General features: G+C 67.7%; 12 protein-coding genes. 7 read left to right on the top strand and 5 right to left on the bottom strand.

Annotation, left to right across the window (positions count from 1 at the left end; genetic code table 11):
• Positions 1-126: 126 nt before the first annotated feature.
• The 3 genes from WS46_RS17565 to WS46_RS17555 all read right to left on the bottom strand — a co-directional run bounded on the left by WS46_RS17565 (position 127) and on the right by WS46_RS17555 (position 3,007).
• Positions 127-993, bottom strand: a complete 867-nt coding sequence (locus WS46_RS17565) for a CPBP family intramembrane glutamic endopeptidase (protein WP_059691271.1) — start codon at positions 991-993, stop codon at positions 127-129.
• A gap of 72 nt (positions 994-1,065) precedes the next feature.
• Entirely contained in the window at positions 1,066-1,722 is a 657-nt protein-coding gene (locus WS46_RS17560) for a VC0807 family protein (protein ID WP_059691270.1), read from the bottom strand.
• A gap of 220 nt (positions 1,723-1,942) precedes the next feature.
• Positions 1,943-3,007 (bottom strand): 2,3-butanediol dehydrogenase, encoded by a 1,065-nt coding sequence (locus WS46_RS17555; RefSeq protein WP_059691269.1) that lies wholly within the window; start codon positions 3,005-3,007, stop codon positions 1,943-1,945.
• A gap of 480 nt (positions 3,008-3,487) precedes the next feature.
• On the opposite strand from WS46_RS17555, the gene WS46_RS17550 reads away from it, so the two are divergent.
• Positions 3,488-3,970: a DUF3331 domain-containing protein gene (locus tag WS46_RS17550; RefSeq protein ID WP_059691323.1), complete on the top strand. Its 483-nt coding sequence runs from the start codon at positions 3,488-3,490 to the stop codon at positions 3,968-3,970.
• A 23-nt stretch (positions 3,971-3,993) separates the two neighbouring features.
• Here the strand turns inward: WS46_RS17550 and WS46_RS17545 are convergent, their stop codons facing one another.
• On the bottom strand, positions 3,994-5,193 hold the full coding sequence (locus WS46_RS17545) for a GNAT family N-acetyltransferase (RefSeq protein ID WP_059691268.1): 1,200 nt from the start codon (positions 5,191-5,193) through the stop codon (positions 3,994-3,996).
• A gap of 161 nt (positions 5,194-5,354) precedes the next feature.
• On the opposite strand from WS46_RS17545, the gene WS46_RS17540 reads away from it, so the two are divergent.
• Positions 5,355-6,827 (top strand): PLP-dependent aminotransferase family protein, encoded by a 1,473-nt coding sequence (locus WS46_RS17540; protein ID WP_059691267.1) that lies wholly within the window; start codon positions 5,355-5,357, stop codon positions 6,825-6,827.
• Between the two features lie 29 nt (positions 6,828-6,856).
• Here WS46_RS17540 and WS46_RS17535 read toward each other — a convergent pair whose 3' ends face one another.
• Positions 6,857-8,110 carry an MFS transporter gene (locus WS46_RS17535; protein WP_059691266.1) on the bottom strand — a complete coding sequence of 418 codons (1,254 nt, stop codon included), beginning with the start codon at positions 8,108-8,110 and terminating at the stop codon, positions 6,857-6,859.
• Positions 8,111-8,242: 132 nt separating this feature from the next.
• Here WS46_RS17535 and WS46_RS17530 point away from each other — a divergent pair, with 132 nt between their 5' ends.
• The 5 genes from WS46_RS17530 to WS46_RS17515 all read left to right on the top strand — a co-directional run bounded on the left by WS46_RS17530 (position 8,243) and on the right by WS46_RS17515 (position 14,321).
• On the top strand, positions 8,243-9,118 hold the full coding sequence (locus WS46_RS17530) for a LysR family transcriptional regulator (protein ID WP_059691265.1): 876 nt from the start codon (positions 8,243-8,245) through the stop codon (positions 9,116-9,118).
• Between the two features lie 235 nt (positions 9,119-9,353).
• Positions 9,354-10,949: a trypsin-like peptidase domain-containing protein gene (locus WS46_RS17525; protein ID WP_059691264.1), complete on the top strand. Its 1,596-nt coding sequence runs from the start codon at positions 9,354-9,356 to the stop codon at positions 10,947-10,949.
• Between the two features lie 136 nt (positions 10,950-11,085).
• Entirely contained in the window at positions 11,086-11,544 is a 459-nt protein-coding gene (locus tag WS46_RS35420) for a hypothetical protein (protein ID WP_179949166.1), read from the top strand.
• Positions 11,545-12,146: 602 nt separating this feature from the next.
• The gene (locus WS46_RS17520; RefSeq protein ID WP_156443147.1) at positions 12,147-12,833 is read left to right on the top strand and encodes a hypothetical protein; all 687 of its coding nucleotides are present in this window, start codon (positions 12,147-12,149) and stop codon (positions 12,831-12,833) included.
• A 276-nt stretch (positions 12,834-13,109) separates the two neighbouring features.
• Positions 13,110-14,321: an MFS transporter gene (locus WS46_RS17515; RefSeq protein ID WP_059691262.1), complete on the top strand. Its 1,212-nt coding sequence runs from the start codon at positions 13,110-13,112 to the stop codon at positions 14,319-14,321.
• Positions 14,322-14,411 lie beyond the last annotated feature (90 nt).

Genomic DNA, 14,411 nt, shown 5'->3' with positions numbered 1-14,411 from the left:
GTCCGGCCTTGGCCGGTAGCGCGCGAGTGCACCGATACGCGTTTGCGCGCCGTGGGATACCATGCGACGTCCGGCGGATGCATGCCGCGGCGTTCGTGCCCGCCGCGGCACCGCCACGCACGGCGTTCAGCGCGCGGCGGCGAGCATCGGGTAGGTGAACAGCCCGAAGTGGATCGCGTTCAGCCCCGCATGCGCGAGCGCGGACGCGAGCAGCCCGCCGCGCCGCCAGGCGAGGCCATAGCCGATGCCGGCCACCGTGCCGAGCACGATCCAGGGCCAGCCGCCGGCCGCGTGCGCGGCACCGAACAGCACCGCGCCGATCGCAAGTGCGGCCCATGGCCCCCAGCCGAACCGGCCGAGCACGCGCGTGAGTCCACCCTGCACGTAACCGCGGAACAGCGCTTCCTCCGCGAGCGTGACGAGCAGCACGTTGTTGACGAGCCACATCCAGCCCGACGCCGGCCATTTCGGCGCCCAGCCGACCATCCCGAAGGCGAGCGCGCCAGCCAGGCAGGCCGCCGCCGTCGCGACGGCCGCCACGGCGCCGGTGCGCAGCGCGCGTGCCGGCGGGACGTCCGGTGCGGTCCACGGCAGCGCCCACAACAGCCACAGACCGACGAGCGGTTTGTCGAAATTCAGGTACATCGTGAACGGCACGGCATCCGGCGTGAAACGCGTCGGTTCGATCACGCGCGGATTGTGGAAGCCGGGGATCAGGTGCAGGCTCAGCGCGATCGCGAGCGCGGCAAACACGACGTGCGCGCCGATCCGCACCGCGACCGGACGGCCCGGCGCGACGCCCCAGGCGGCGGCCACGAGCAGCGCGAGCGGCGCGAGCACGATCGGCTCCAGCTTGCCGAACGCCAGCGCAGCGGCATAGCCGAGCGCGGCGAGGGCGATGCTCAGGCCGTGCAGCGGGCGCTGCCACGCGAATGCGGCGGCCGCGAACAGCGCGAGCCAGATCGTGGCACACGGGAGAAGCGAGAGAGACATGGGGCGATGCAGGGTCGGACGAAACGCCGCGCATCATACCCTAGCGGCCGTGACATGCCGCGGGGCGGGCGGTCAGCGGCCGGCGATTTCGGTGATGCCGTCGCGGCCAGGGATGTCGACGCGGTTGCGCTCGCGCATTCGCCGCCGGTACCAGAAGGTCCACAGCAGCAGCGTGCCGAACACCGTGTAGCCCATGATCGGCGACACGACGAGCACGCGCTCGACGGGCCAGGTGACGACCATCCACAGGCGCAGCAGCATCTCGAGCGTCATGCACGCGCCCCACACGAAGGTCATCAGCCGCAGCATCTGGCGCAGCCCCGGCTGCTCGGCCCAGACCGTCTCGAAACGCGCGGCGCCGCCGGCCATCTCGCGGGCCACCGTCGCGCGCGCGAGATAGAAGATCAGCGGACGATCGCGGAACAACGACAGCAGGAACACGACGCCGATCGTGCCGGACGCGAGCGATTCACGCATCAGCAGCGTGCGCGCGCTGCCGCCGAGCGCCATGCCGGCGATCGACAGCGCGATGCCGAGCAGCACGATGGCGGCCACCGCATCGATGCGGCGGGAGCGGATGAATTCGACGATGGACCAGACGATGGGCGGAATCGCCGACGCATACAGCGCGCCGGTTTCGCCGAAATACGGATGCGCCGCCCGGTATGCGACCCAGGGCAGCAGCAGGTTGACGACGAGTTCGAGGATCAGGCCGGCTCGTGGTTTCACGGAAGCGGGCGCGCGGGCGGCGCGCGGGGCGGTGATGTCGCTTCGAGTATATCGAAGTCCGACCCCGCGCGCGCGTGCCCGGTGCCGTTGTGCGCGCACCGAAAACGGGCGGGAACATGTGCCGGTCGGCCGGCCGTTTCGGCCGTGGCAGGGCTGCCCCGGCCCCGTTCGACGCCGCGTCCGTCCGGCACGCGGCGGTCGCCGGCCGGTCCCCGGTTCGTCAGGCGGTCGCGGGCTGGACGATGATCTTCACGTTCCGGTCCTTGTGGTTGACCAGCTCCTCGAAGCCGTGCGTGACGATGTCGCCGAGGTTGATGCGTCCGGTGATCAGCGGCTGCACGTCGATGCGGCCGTCCGCGATGAAGCGGATCACGTCCGCGAATTCGCCGTTGTACGCGAGCGAGCCGATCACTTCCTTCTCGGTCGACACGATGTCGAAGAAGTTGAACGAGGTCGGCTCCTCGAAGATGCCGACCATCACCGACTTGCCGGCCTTGCGGATCACGTCGATCGCGAGCTGCGCGGTGGCCGTGTGGCCGATGCACTCGAACGACACGTCGGCACCGTAGCCGTCCGTCAGCGCCTTGACTTCCGCGATCGCGTCGGACGCCTTCGGGTCGATGACGACCGTCGCGCCGACTTCCAGCGCCTTCTGCTTGCGCGCGGCCGACATTTCCAGCGCGATCACGCGTCCGGCGCCCGCGGCCTTCGCGCACATGATCGTGCACAGGCCGATCGTGCCGGCGCCGACCACGACGACGGTCTGGCCGACGATGTTGCCGGCCTTCTTCACCGCATGCAGCCCGACCGCAAGCGGCTCGATCAGCGCGCCGGCTTCGGTCGGGAAGTCGTCAGGCAGCTTGTACAGCAGTTCGGCCGGCACGTTGACGAATTCGGCGAACGCGCCGTTGTTCATCAGCCCGGTGAACGCGAGGTTCTCGCAGATGTTGTACAGCCCGTGCCGGCAATACCAGCAGGTGCCGCAATGCTGGCACGCGTCGGCCGTCACGCGTTCGCCGACCGCGAAGCCCGTCACGCCGGCGCCGAGCGCCGCGATTTCGCCGCTGAATTCGTGGCCGAGGATGCACTGGCCCTTCAGGCCCGTCAGCGGGTGCGGCGCGTCGACGGGGATGAATACGGGCCCGGCGACGTACTCGTGCAGGTCGGAGCCGCAGATCCCGCACCAGTGCACGCGGATCTGGACCCAGCCGGCCGGCGGATGCGCCGGAACGGGAACCTCCTCGACGCGGATGTCGTTGCGGCCGTGCCAGACGGCGGCCTTCATGCTGGGAGCGGTGTTCGGTGCCGGTGTACTCACGTTGCTGTCTCCGTCAGGTTGTCGTCGGACGCGCGGCAAGGGGGCCGGCGCGTCCGTCGCGCGATTGCGCGAGCGACCGACATGCAGGAACGGGGCCAGCCCGAATCGGCGGTCGGGTGGCGACGGAGCGGGAGGGGCGGTGTGCGGTGCAGCATCCGGTCTTGCGGCGAGATCAGGGCGTGCAGAGCGAATCGCAAGTGAAACTTGCTGCGCTTGCGACGGGCTGGAACGCGTGAGACGCCGGGACATTCGTCTCAGCCGATTGAGACGAAACGCGAGACGCTGCCACCGCTGGCGGGCAACCCATTGTGCCGATCGGCGAAACGCACCGTTGCGTTCGCCACCTCTTTACTTGAAGTTAACTTCAATTTGTATCATCTGCGGCAATGTCCGATCGCGAGCGTGCGCGGCGCGGCTCGTTTCAATCTTCACGGAATGTCGTCCAGCATGCCAAACCTCATCGAAAGCCTGATCTGCGAGTACGTGTCGTACCACATGCTGGTAGCCGACGAGCGGGACGCGATGTCGTTGCCGGCAGAGGTCGGGATGGCCCGGCAGTCGGAGCGCGCCGATCGCGCGCCGTTTCCGGAGCCTGTCGCGCCTGGCGTTTCACCGTTGCGGCCGCAACTGTTCGTGTCGATTCTGGAGGCTGGCGACGACGGCTTGCTGGTGCGCTGGAGCGAAAGCGGGCGCTGCCATTACGGCGAGCAACGCTGGCGCTTGCGCGTCGCGTTGCAGCCGGGCCGCTGCGCGATCTCGGGGCAGGCGATCGAGCCGGGCGAACCGGTGTACCGGCCGGTGCGGCGGCCGGTGCCCGTCAACGGCGACGAGATGATCCACCCCGCGTCGGTGCCGTCCGCGGCTGGCGCCGCGTGTCACGTTGCCCCAGCCTGCGGCGAGGCGACGGATCCGGTCGACGCCCTGGGCTGAGCGCGACCGGTCGCCCCCGCGCGTTACTTGAGATCCTTCCGGTACTGAATGAACCCCGCGTTGGTCGCGAGCTTGTCGTACAGCGCGCGCGCCGTCGTATTGGTTTCGTGCGTGAGCCAGTACACGCGGCTTGCGCCGGCTTCGCGGGCCCGTTCGTACACGGCCTCGATCAGCGCACCGCCCGCGCCTTGTCCGCGGGCGTCGGCCGCCGTGAACAGGTCCTGCAGATAACAGTACGGCCCTTCGGTCCAGCATGAGCGGTGATAGATCGCGTGCACGATGCCGACCAACGTGCCTGACGCGTCGAAGGCGCCGAGCACGAACATCGGTTCGGCGGGGTCCATCAGGCGCGCCCACGTCGTCGCGAACACGGCGTCGCTCAGCGCGGTCTCGTAGAACCTCTGATAACCCTGCCACAGCGGGCGCCATGCGGCTTCGTCGGCGGCGACGAGCGGGCGGACCGTGACGCGCGTCGCGTCGTTCGCGCGGCCGGCTGCGTCGCGCGCACAAGCCCGCGCGTGGCGGATCGCAACGAGCGACTCGCGCTGCGCACCGTTGGCGTCGAAGTTCTCCGGCGCGAGCCAGGCTTCGAACGCGGCGCGCACGTCCGGCCATTCGCCGTCGACGATCGAGAACCACGCCGTGTCGCGATTGCGGCCCTTGTAGATGATCGCCTGCCGGAACGTGCCCTCGTAACGAAAGCCGAGCCGCGCGGCCGCCTTGCGCGACGGCTCGTTGAGAGCGTCGCACTTCCATTCGTAGCGCCGGTAGCCGAGCGTGTCGAACGCATATTTCATCAGCAGGTACTGCGCTTCCGTCGAAATCGGCGTGCGCTTGAGCAGCGGCGAGAACGTGACGGAACCGACCTCGATCACGCCGTTGGCCGGGTCGATGCGCATCAGCGCGAGCGTGCCGACCGCTCGGTTCGTCGCGCGGTCGATCACCGTGTAGTGCAGCGGATCGGCGCTTGCCGCCGCGCCGCGCGCGTAGTCGCGGTAGCTCGACTCGTCGGTGTACGGCCCGTGCGCGAGATAGGTCCAGTCGCCGCCGTCGGGCGCCTGCGCATACGCGGCGTACAGGTCGGCGGCATGGCGGTCGGCGTCGAGCGGTTCGAGGCGGCAGTAGCGGCCCTCGAGCACGATGCGCTCCGGGCGCGGGCGCGCGGACCAGTCGGGAACGGGGTGGCCGATGGGCTGCTGGAAGTCGTTGGTGAGCGTGGACAAGGTCGATCTCGCTTCGGTTGGCGGCCGGCGACATGCCGGCATGCAGACGATCGTAGTCCCGGCGAGGTACCATGAGAAGCGCCAGACAATGGCAAATTTATGGTGCCACGAACGCGCGACGATGGCGCCATGCACCGAGACTTCCACGCCGCGATATCCCGATGACGACTGCCATTCCTTCCGGCGCCGCGCCGCTGCTGCCACTCGACGCGCCGCTCGCGCGCACGGCCGGCGCGCCTTCCTTGCAGCGGCAGTTGCTGCGTCGTGTACGTGACGCGATTCTCGGCGGCGCGATGCCGGCCGGCACGCGGCTGCCCGGCACGCGCGCGCTGGCCGAGACGCTCGGCGTGTCGCGCAACACGACCGCGGCCGTCTACGAGCAACTCGTCGCGGAAGGCTTCCTGCAATCCGATCGCCGTGGCACGCGCGTGGTCGGCCTGTCGCGGCCGGCCGCACCGCGTCGGCGGGCCGCGCCGCCGGCCGTCGCGCAGCGGCTCGGCCGGATCCGTCCGAGCCTGATCGGCACGGGCGAATCGGAGGGCTTCCGGCCGGGCGTGCCCGCGCTGTCGCATTTTCCGGTCGATGCGTGGCGGCACGCGATCGACCGCGCGTTGCGCCGCGCCGGCCGCGACCTGCTCGCGTACGGCGACCCGCTCGGCGAGCGCGCGCTGCGCGAGTCGATCGCGCGCCATCTGGCCGTGACGCGCGGCGTGCGCTGCGATCCCGAGCAGATCGTGATCACCGAGGGCGCGCAGGGGGCGATCGCGTTGTGCGCGCAACTGCTGACGAACCCGGGCGACACGGTCTGGGTCGAGGAGCCCGGCTATCGCGGCGCGCGCACCGCGATGCAGGCGGCCGATCTCGACGTCGTGCCGATGCCGGTGGACGCGGAGGGGCTGCGCGCGGAAGACGCCGACTGGTGCGAGCGGCCGCCGCGGCTCGTCTACACCACGCCGTCGAACCAGTTCCCGACCGGCGCGGTGCTGTCGATCTCGCGCCGGCTCGCGCTGATCGACGCCGCACGCCGGCATCGCGCGTGGATCATCGAGGACGACTACGACAGCGAGTTTCGTCACACGGGCGAGCCGATCGGCGCGTTGCACGGGCTCGCGGCCGATTCGCCGGTCGTCTATCTCGGCTCGTTCAGCAAGACCATGTTTCCGGCGTTGCGGATCGGCTTTCTCGTGCTGCCCGACGCGCTGCTGGCCGCGGTGCGGCCGGCGTTGCCGGAGATGCTGCGCGGCGGGACACGACACGTGCAGCTCGCGCTCGCCGATTTCATCGAGACGGGGGAATACGGACGGCATCTCGGGCGGATGCGCCGGCTGTATCGCGACCGGCGGCGCTTGCTGCTCGCCGCGCTGGACGACGCGTTCGCCGTGCCGCATCAGGTCGAGGGCGGGCCGTGCGGGCTGCATCTGGCGCTGCGGCTGCCGGCACGCTATCGCGACCGCGCGATCGTCGAGGCGGCGCGCACGCACGGGATCGGGCCGTTTCCGCTGTCGGGGTTTTCGATCCACGCGACGTCGGCGGCCAACGGGCTCGTGCTCGGGTTCGGCAATACGTCGGCCGATGCGTTCGCGCCGATGCTGCGGACGTTGTCGACGATCGCGCATCGGGTCGCGGGAGAGTGAACCGCAGCCGCGTCGCCGCGAATCGGAACTTACCGCACGCGTTCGTCGCGCATGATCCGGCGCGCAGCCGCCAGGCCGAGCACGAGCAGCACCGCGACATACGCGGCGACCGCGCCCCACGCACCGTGCTGCCAGAACGTGCCGCCGACCGAGCCCAGCACGCTCGACCCGAGGTAATAGGCCAGCAGGTAGAGCGACGCGGCGTGCCCCTTCGCAGGCCCGGCGAGCTGCCCGACCCAGCCGCTCGCGACCGCATGCGCGACGAAGAAGCCGATCGTGATCAGCACGATCCCGACGATGATCGCGACGAGCGAATGCGATAACGTGAGCGCGAGGCCGGCCGCGAACACGAGAATGCCGCTGACGAGGACGGGCGCGCGCCCAAGACGATCGGCGAGTGCACCGGCGCTCGACGACGACACCATCCCGAACAGATAGGCACCGAAGATCAGCCCGCATGCGGTCGCGCTCAGGTTGAACGGCGCGGCCGTCAGCCGGAACCCGGCGTAGTTGTACACGGTCACGAACGCGCCCATCACGAGGAAACCGATCGCGAACACGAACGGCAGGCGCGCGTGATGCAACTGCGCGCTCCACAGCCGCAGGTGGTGACGCAACGTCAGGTCGGTTCGCTTCACGAAGCGCCGCGACTGCGGCAGCAGCATCACGAACGCGATCGCCGCGACCAGGTCGACGACGCCGATCGTCAGCATCGCGGTGCGCCAGGAGAAATACTCCTCGAGCGCGCTCATCCCGATTCGCCCGATCATGCCGCCGAACGCGGTGCCGCCGACATAGAGCCCCATCGACAGGCCCAGCCCGTCGGCGGCGATTTCCTCGGCGAGATAGGCCATCGCCACTGCCGGAACGCCGCCGAGCGCGAAACCTTCGAGCGCGCGCCAGATCAGCAGCAGGTTCCAGTTCGGCGCGACCGCCGAGAGCACGTTGAACAGCGCCGCGAGCGTCATCGACGCGAACATCAGCCCGCGTCGGCCGAAGCGTTCGGACAGCGCGCCGGCGCACAGGATGGAGACCGCCAGCATCCCCGTCGACAGCGACAGGGACAGCGAGCTCGACGCCGCGCCCAGGTTGAACTCGCGCGCGAACGCGGGCAGCAACGGCTGCACGCAGTACAACAGCGAGAAGGTGGAAAAGCCGGCCAGGAAGAGCGCCAGTGCAATGCGCTTGTACGCCGCCGAGCGCGGCGACACGCCGGCGGGCAGCGCATCCGGCGGGGCGCTCGGTGCGCGAGTCGCGGTGGACGAAATCGCGGGATTCGACATGCTATGTACCCGATGGGCTGGGGAATGTCCGAATTCTTGCGCACGATCATATATATGTCCAATATATGAAAGAAACCGTAGCGATACTTTTTAAGAATGGCTCGATCGCCATTTCCATCGACCCGAGATCACATGGAACTTCGACATCTCCGATACTTCCTGGCCGTGGCGGCCACGTCGAACTTCACGAAGGCCGCGGAAGCGCTCGGCATGGGGCAGCCGCCGCTGAGCCAGCAGATCAAGGCGCTCGAAAACGAACTCGGCGTGGAGCTGTTCAGGCGGACCGCACGCGGTGCCGAGCTGACCGTCGCGGGAGAGGTGTTCGCGGAGGAGGCACGGCGCGTGCTCGACGATGTGGAGCGCGCGGCGCGGGCGGCAAAACGGGCCGCGCGTGGGGAAATCGGGCAACTGCGGGTCGGTTTCACCGGGACGGCGGCCTTCAATTCGAAAGTGGCCGACCTGATTCGCCGCTTTCGCGAAGCGTTTCCGGATACGGACCTGACGTTGCAGGAGGCGACCTCCGGCGTGTTGCTCGAGGCGCTGGACGCCGGGCGGCTCGATGTCGCGATCGTGCGGCCGGAGCGTCGCATCGCGGATACGTTGCTGGCCGCGGATTGGGACGAGGAGCCGATGTTCGTCGCGATGCCGGTCGCGCATCGGCTCGCGCAGCGGCGCCGGATCGATCTGGCGGAGTTGGCCGACGAGGCGTTCGTGCAGGTGCCGCGCGAAGCGGGCAGTGCGCTGTTCGACGACATCGTCGCGGCGTGCAATGCCGCCGGCTTCCAGCCGCGCATGGCGCAGCCCGCGCCGCAAATCGCGTCGGCGGTGACGCTCGTCGCGGCCGGGCTCGGCGTGTCGATCGTGCCGAAGGCGATCACGCAGGTGCAGGTCGCGGGCGTCGTGTATCGGCAGGTCGCGGGCAACGGGCTGCGCGCGCGGCTCGCGATTGCGTCGCGACGCGACGATCCGTCGGCGGTGGTGCGCAACTTTCTGCTGCTGGCCTGGTAGCGCGGGACGTACTTCGCCGCGCGCATCGCCGCGATGGCGGGTGAATGTTCCGATTGACGAACCGTGAACTTTGCCCGGAACGAACGCTGTCGCGGCTCCGACGCCGCGCGACGACCCGGCATGCGGGTTTCGATTCGTATGTTCCGCATGCTGCGTGGACTATAAATGGAGGGGTGTACCGGTGCTTGTCGGCGCCCGCGCGGGGCGGGGCCGCGACTGCCGGGGGAGGTGCACCGTGGTTCGCCAGACGCTTGCTCGCGCCGTGCTTCGCACCGCGTTGATCGGGGGCGTATTCGCCTCGTTGCTGTCGCCGTCGGCAGCCGTTGCCGGAACCGTCGCACCGCCCGCCACACCGCCTGTCATGAAGAACCGGCTCGCCGCATCGCCTCACGCGATGCCGGTCGACTTCCCGACGATCGTCGACCGATACGGCCCGGCAGTCGTGACCATCATGACCGCCGCGCCCGACCAGCAGGCCGGTGGCCCGTCCTTCGCGATGCTCGATTCCGACGATCCGCTCGCCGCGTTCTTTCGCCGCGGCGGTCCGCCGGCGTCCGCACAGGTTCCACCGGCGCCGGCGCCCGATACCGCGCCGCGCACGCTGTCGGGCAGCGGCTCGGGTTTCATCGTCAGCGCCGACGGGCTGATCCTCACGTCCGCGCATGTCGTCGACGATGCGACCGACGTCACGGTGCGACTCGCCGATCACCGCGACCTGAAGGCGACGGTGCTGGTCGTCGATCCGCAAAGCGACGTCGCCGTGCTGCATGTCGACGCGACGAAGCTGCCGGTCGTGCGCATCGGCGATTCGTCGCGGGTGCGCGCCGGCGAACCGGTGATGACGATGGGCGCGCCGGACGGCTCGGGCAACACGGTCACGGCCGGCATCGTCAGCGCGACGTCGCATGCGCTGCCGGACGGCAGCGCGTTTCCGTTCTTCCAGACCGACATCGCGGTGAATCCCGACAACTCGGGCGGCCCCGTGTTCAACCGCGCGGGCGACGTGATCGGCATTGCGGTGCAGGTCTATACGGGCGCCGACCGCTACGCGAGCACGACGTTCGCGATTCCGATCGCGCTCGCCGTGAAGGTGCGTGCGCAAGTGCAGGCGCAGATGCGGGCCAGTGCGCAGACGCAGCGCGCGTCGTCCGGCAACGCGTTGGGTGTCGACATGCAGGACGTCGGCGCCGGGCTGGCTGCGGCGTTCGGCCTGCCGCGTCCGGCGGGCGCGCTCGTCAACGGCGTCGATCCCGGCTCGCCCGCCGCCGCGGCCGGCGTGAGGCCCGGCGACGTGATCGTGAAGTTTGGCGGCAAGCCGATTGGCCGGTCGGCCGAACTGAACGACCTGGCCGCCGAATTGCCGTCAGGCGCGAAGGCGCCGCTGCGGGTGATCCGCAACCGCGTGCCGATGATGCTGACGGTTACCGGCGTGGGGACCGGTGATGCGATCGACAGCGCGGGCGTGACGGGGAGCGGGGGCAACACGGGCAGCGCGGGCAGCGCGGGTACGGTCGGCGTGGGCGGTGCTGCCGGCGTGGCGATGGCGGCACCGCGGGCGGCTGACAGCGGCGATCGGCTCGGGCTGACGATGCATCCGCTGAGCGACGCCGAACGACGTTCGACCGGGCTCGCGGTCGGGATGATGGTGGATGCGGTGCACGGGCCGGCCGCGAACGCGGGGATCCGGCCTGGAGATGTCGTGCTCGAACTCAACGACACGCTGCTCGAAACGCCGGACGACGTGCAGTCGCTCGAAGCGAAAGGCGGTGTGATCGCGGTGCTGATTCAGCGGGAGAACGCGCGGAAGTTTGTGTCGGTGCGGGCGCGGTAGGGGTGTTGATGGGGGCGTGGGGGGAGTGGCGGCGTGCGGCCATGAAGAGACGTTCGACGTCGGAGCTGAGGCCATTGACAATGGTCGTACTGAGACCAAGACTACCAACCCCGCAATCAGAAAATCAATCGACGGAATGGCGCCTGTTTCCATCAACATAATTGTTGCTGCAGTCGAAATTCTCGGTGCTCAAGAATGTATCGATGACGAAATCGAAAACCGAATTCGAGCATTAGTCAGAGATGACACGACAGTGCGTAGACTAGTCGATATCATTCCGGAAGCGTTCGGCTTGGTTGTGGCGTCGCATCTGCCGGCGGCAACGGGCATGACGCTACCGGACACTTTTGCAGTGCGAGATGAATCCGGGGCTTGGGTGGAGGTTCCGATCACTCATGAGCCGGTTTTCGTGGCGGCGCTGGAGATTGCCCAACACATCTTTCATTCCGGCCCTCGTCATGTATTGAGAAACAACGCGGCCAGGAGTGGCATTCTCGCTGCCGTATCCAGTGCTCTTAGTAGCGGTGGCTCGCTGGACGGGGCCACGCTCAGTGGCCCGAGCTTCCTTGGATTATCGGCTTCTCTTTATTCATGACATAGGCTATCCGTCTGCAAGCTAGGTCGATACCGACGACAAACGACCGATCGAGGCATTGGCCAGAGACAGCTCCGGGTCGATCTGCGCCGGTCGCGCGTTGCAGGGCGGCGGCCGGCCGTGATCGGCCATGAACCGTCGCTCGGCAGCTGTTCCGAGACAACATCCGTGCGGAGCTCTCGACAGATGGCTTAGAGGTAGGCGCCAGGACATGGACCCCGTGTATTCAGAGACCGGAAATGCACCCATTACTTCCACACGAGTGTCTCCGATCGGGGTGCACTTGCCGGCGGCCAGTCAGTGCTGCGGGGCGGTCGATTGCAGCAGCGCGCTCGACCGGTTGAATCCACCGCCACTTTGAGATACCTAACGTCGCCTCTGAGTAGTCAACTAGCAGTGAACAAAGAAGCCTACGCAGGTTCTGACGTATATTGACTTACGATCCGCGCTGTCCGCGAGTAGGATTTGAATTACGAAATACGGGCTTCGCACGTTGGATGCTGCAGGCAACGACGCCGAGGTATGGATGTAATGATCGCGAGATTGGCCGGCCGGGAAGTCTCCGCGTGTTAAATCCCGGCCTCAAAACAAACTAAGGACACATGGGATTCGGAAAGCACGGCGAGTCAACCGGCAATTCGACGATCGGCATGGCGGAAGGTCAGCGGTCCCGAGCCAATGATCACTTCACCACTCAACTTGAGCTGCGTAGGGCGTTTGCGGTTTTCAAGTGCTGCGCATCGTACGGCACATACGTCGATCTCAACGATATTGATACCGGGTGGAACTATCTAAGGGAAGAAGGTCTGTTTTCCACCAGTCTGGAGGCCGCTTGGAAAGAAGCAGCATGCATCCTGGCGACCTATTCCAATGCCGGAACGCTTGCCGAATCGGACAAGGAACGCGCCAGCAAGCTGATGGATGCCATCGAGGTCGGCCTCAACGCCGCAGAGGGGCAAGTCGAAGGAATTGTGGACGCCGTGGTCGCAATGAATGTTGCGCGGCTCAAATACCCTTCGAAGAGCTGGGTCGTCGATGGCATATTCGCTGCCCTGTTAGGTGTGCCTGTCGGTGCGGTCGTGGGTTCCTTGGCCGGCGAGCTTGCCGACAATACACCAGCCATCGGGAATGTGGTCTTCGGTCTCGTGATAATCGGTTCAGTTCTTGTGGCGCGTTATCGCCACCACCGGAAAATCGTTGCGGCCGACGCGAAAATTGCAGAGGCGCAAACCGAACTCGACCGCATGGTCATCCGAAACCTTTCACCTCGCGCTTTTCCGTCGCGATGATGGGGATCTCAGAATCCCCGTATTTGACGGCAGGGGATTGGCGATGCTATCGGATGGAATCGATGCTGGCCAACAGCCGGAATGTCAGCTTCGGGCCGACTAGATGCTCGATAGCAGTCATTGACCGGCATTCTGACACGTCGGCGACCGACCGCTGCAGGCAGCCTCAAGTGTGTTGCATCGACGGGTTGAATCCGCAGCCGACAAGCGACATCCACGTAAATCCACAAGCTCCTTTTCCATTGCGCACGCGCCACGTGCCCGGAGGCCACCCACTTGCAACCGAACCCGCCGATCGCTTCCGAACGAGCCGCACCGCGACCCGCAACGCTGATCCTGCTATGCGCGTTCTCGGTGCTACCGTTGAGCCTGTTCCTGCCGTCACTGCCCGCGATCGCGCTTGACCTGCGCGCCGACTACGCACTCGTCGCACTGTCTCTCGGCGGCTACGCAGCAGTCGCCGCGTCGCTCGAGTTCGTGATGGGGCCGCTGTCGGACCGATTCGGGCGGCGGCCGATCATGCTGACGAGCCTTGGCGTCTTCACGCTCGGATCGCTGGGTTGCGCGATGGCGACCGATATCCACGTGTTTCTCGCGTGCCGGCTAATGCAAGCGATGATCACGTCGGTCTACCCGGTGTCCATGGCGACGTTGCGCGACACAGCCAGCGGTTCACGCGCGGCGAGCCGGATCGGCTATGCGGCGATGGCGGCCGCGTTGGCGCCGATGATCGGGCCGACGCTCGGCGGCGTGCTCGATCAGACGCTCGGGTGGCGCGCGAGCTTCTGGTTGCTTGGTGCGACAGGCATCGCGCTGCTCGGCTGGTGCATGTTCGATCTAGCGGAAACCCATGCGACCCGCGCCGCGACGCTCGCCCAGCAGCTTCGCGCATATCCCGCGCTGCTCCGCGCGCGCCGCTTCTGGGCCTATGCGCTTTGCATGGCGTTTTCGACCGGTGCCTTCTACGCGTTCCTGGCCGGCGCGCCGCTCGCCGCGCAATCGGTGTTTCGCATTCCGCCCACGGAAATCGGCTTCTACATGGGAACGATCACGGCCGGCTTCGTTTGCGGGAGCTTTCTGGCTGCGCGTTACGCGCATCGCTATCCGCTGGCCACGACGATTCTCTGCGGCCGCGTGGTCGCATGCGCGGGGCCTGCGATCGGCCTCGTGCTGCTTCTCGGAGGGACGACGCACGCAATCGCGTGGTTTGGGCCGTGCGTGCTGATCGGCATCGGCAACGGGCTGTCGAATCCGGGTGCGCACGCAGGCGCGATGTCGGTGCGACCGGAACTCGCCGGCAGCGCATCGGGGCTGGCCGGGGCGATGACGATCGCGGGCGGGGCGGCGCTATCGTCGCTGACGGGCGCTGTGCTGACCGTCGGCAACGCCGGTCATGCGCCGCTGGTCATGATGCTGCTGTCCGCGGCGATCGCGCTGGCGGCCGCGGTGTGCATACGAATTTTCGACGCACGCGAACGGGGCGCGTAATCGATGTGACACGAACGGCATGCCAATTCGGCGCGATGCGATCACCGCCCGGATCGGCAGGGAGCGACACGACGCGACGTCCGTCGGACG

It is taken from the genome of Burkholderia sp. RF4-BP95, assembly GCF_001521985.1.
Classification (GTDB): domain Bacteria; phylum Pseudomonadota; class Gammaproteobacteria; order Burkholderiales; family Burkholderiaceae; genus Burkholderia; species Burkholderia diffusa.
Note: the sequence above shows the minus strand (reverse complement) of the source record. Positions and strands in the feature narration are given on the sequence as shown.

What these genes read in the sequence shown, in the direction of transcription:
- WS46_RS17540 (WP_059691267.1), top strand. Translation starts at nt 5,355, where the DNA reads ATGACGACTGCCATTCCTTCCGGCGCCGCGCCGCTGCTGCCACTCGAC.
- WS46_RS17555 (WP_059691269.1), bottom strand. Translation starts at nt 3,007, where the DNA reads ATGAAGGCCGCCGTCTGGCACGGCCGCAACGACATCCGCGTCGAGGAG.
- WS46_RS17535 (WP_059691266.1), bottom strand. Translation starts at nt 8,110, where the DNA reads ATGTCGAATCCCGCGATTTCGTCCACCGCGACTCGCGCACCGAGCGCC.
- WS46_RS17530 (WP_059691265.1), top strand. Translation starts at nt 8,243, where the DNA reads ATGGAACTTCGACATCTCCGATACTTCCTGGCCGTGGCGGCCACGTCG.
- WS46_RS17520 (WP_156443147.1), top strand. Translation starts at nt 12,147, where the DNA reads ATGGGATTCGGAAAGCACGGCGAGTCAACCGGCAATTCGACGATCGGC.
- WS46_RS17550 (WP_059691323.1), top strand. Translation starts at nt 3,488, where the DNA reads ATGCCAAACCTCATCGAAAGCCTGATCTGCGAGTACGTGTCGTACCAC.
- WS46_RS35420 (WP_179949166.1), top strand. Translation starts at nt 11,086, where the DNA reads ATGGCGCCTGTTTCCATCAACATAATTGTTGCTGCAGTCGAAATTCTC.
- WS46_RS17565 (WP_059691271.1), bottom strand. Translation starts at nt 993, where the DNA reads ATGTCTCTCTCGCTTCTCCCGTGTGCCACGATCTGGCTCGCGCTGTTC.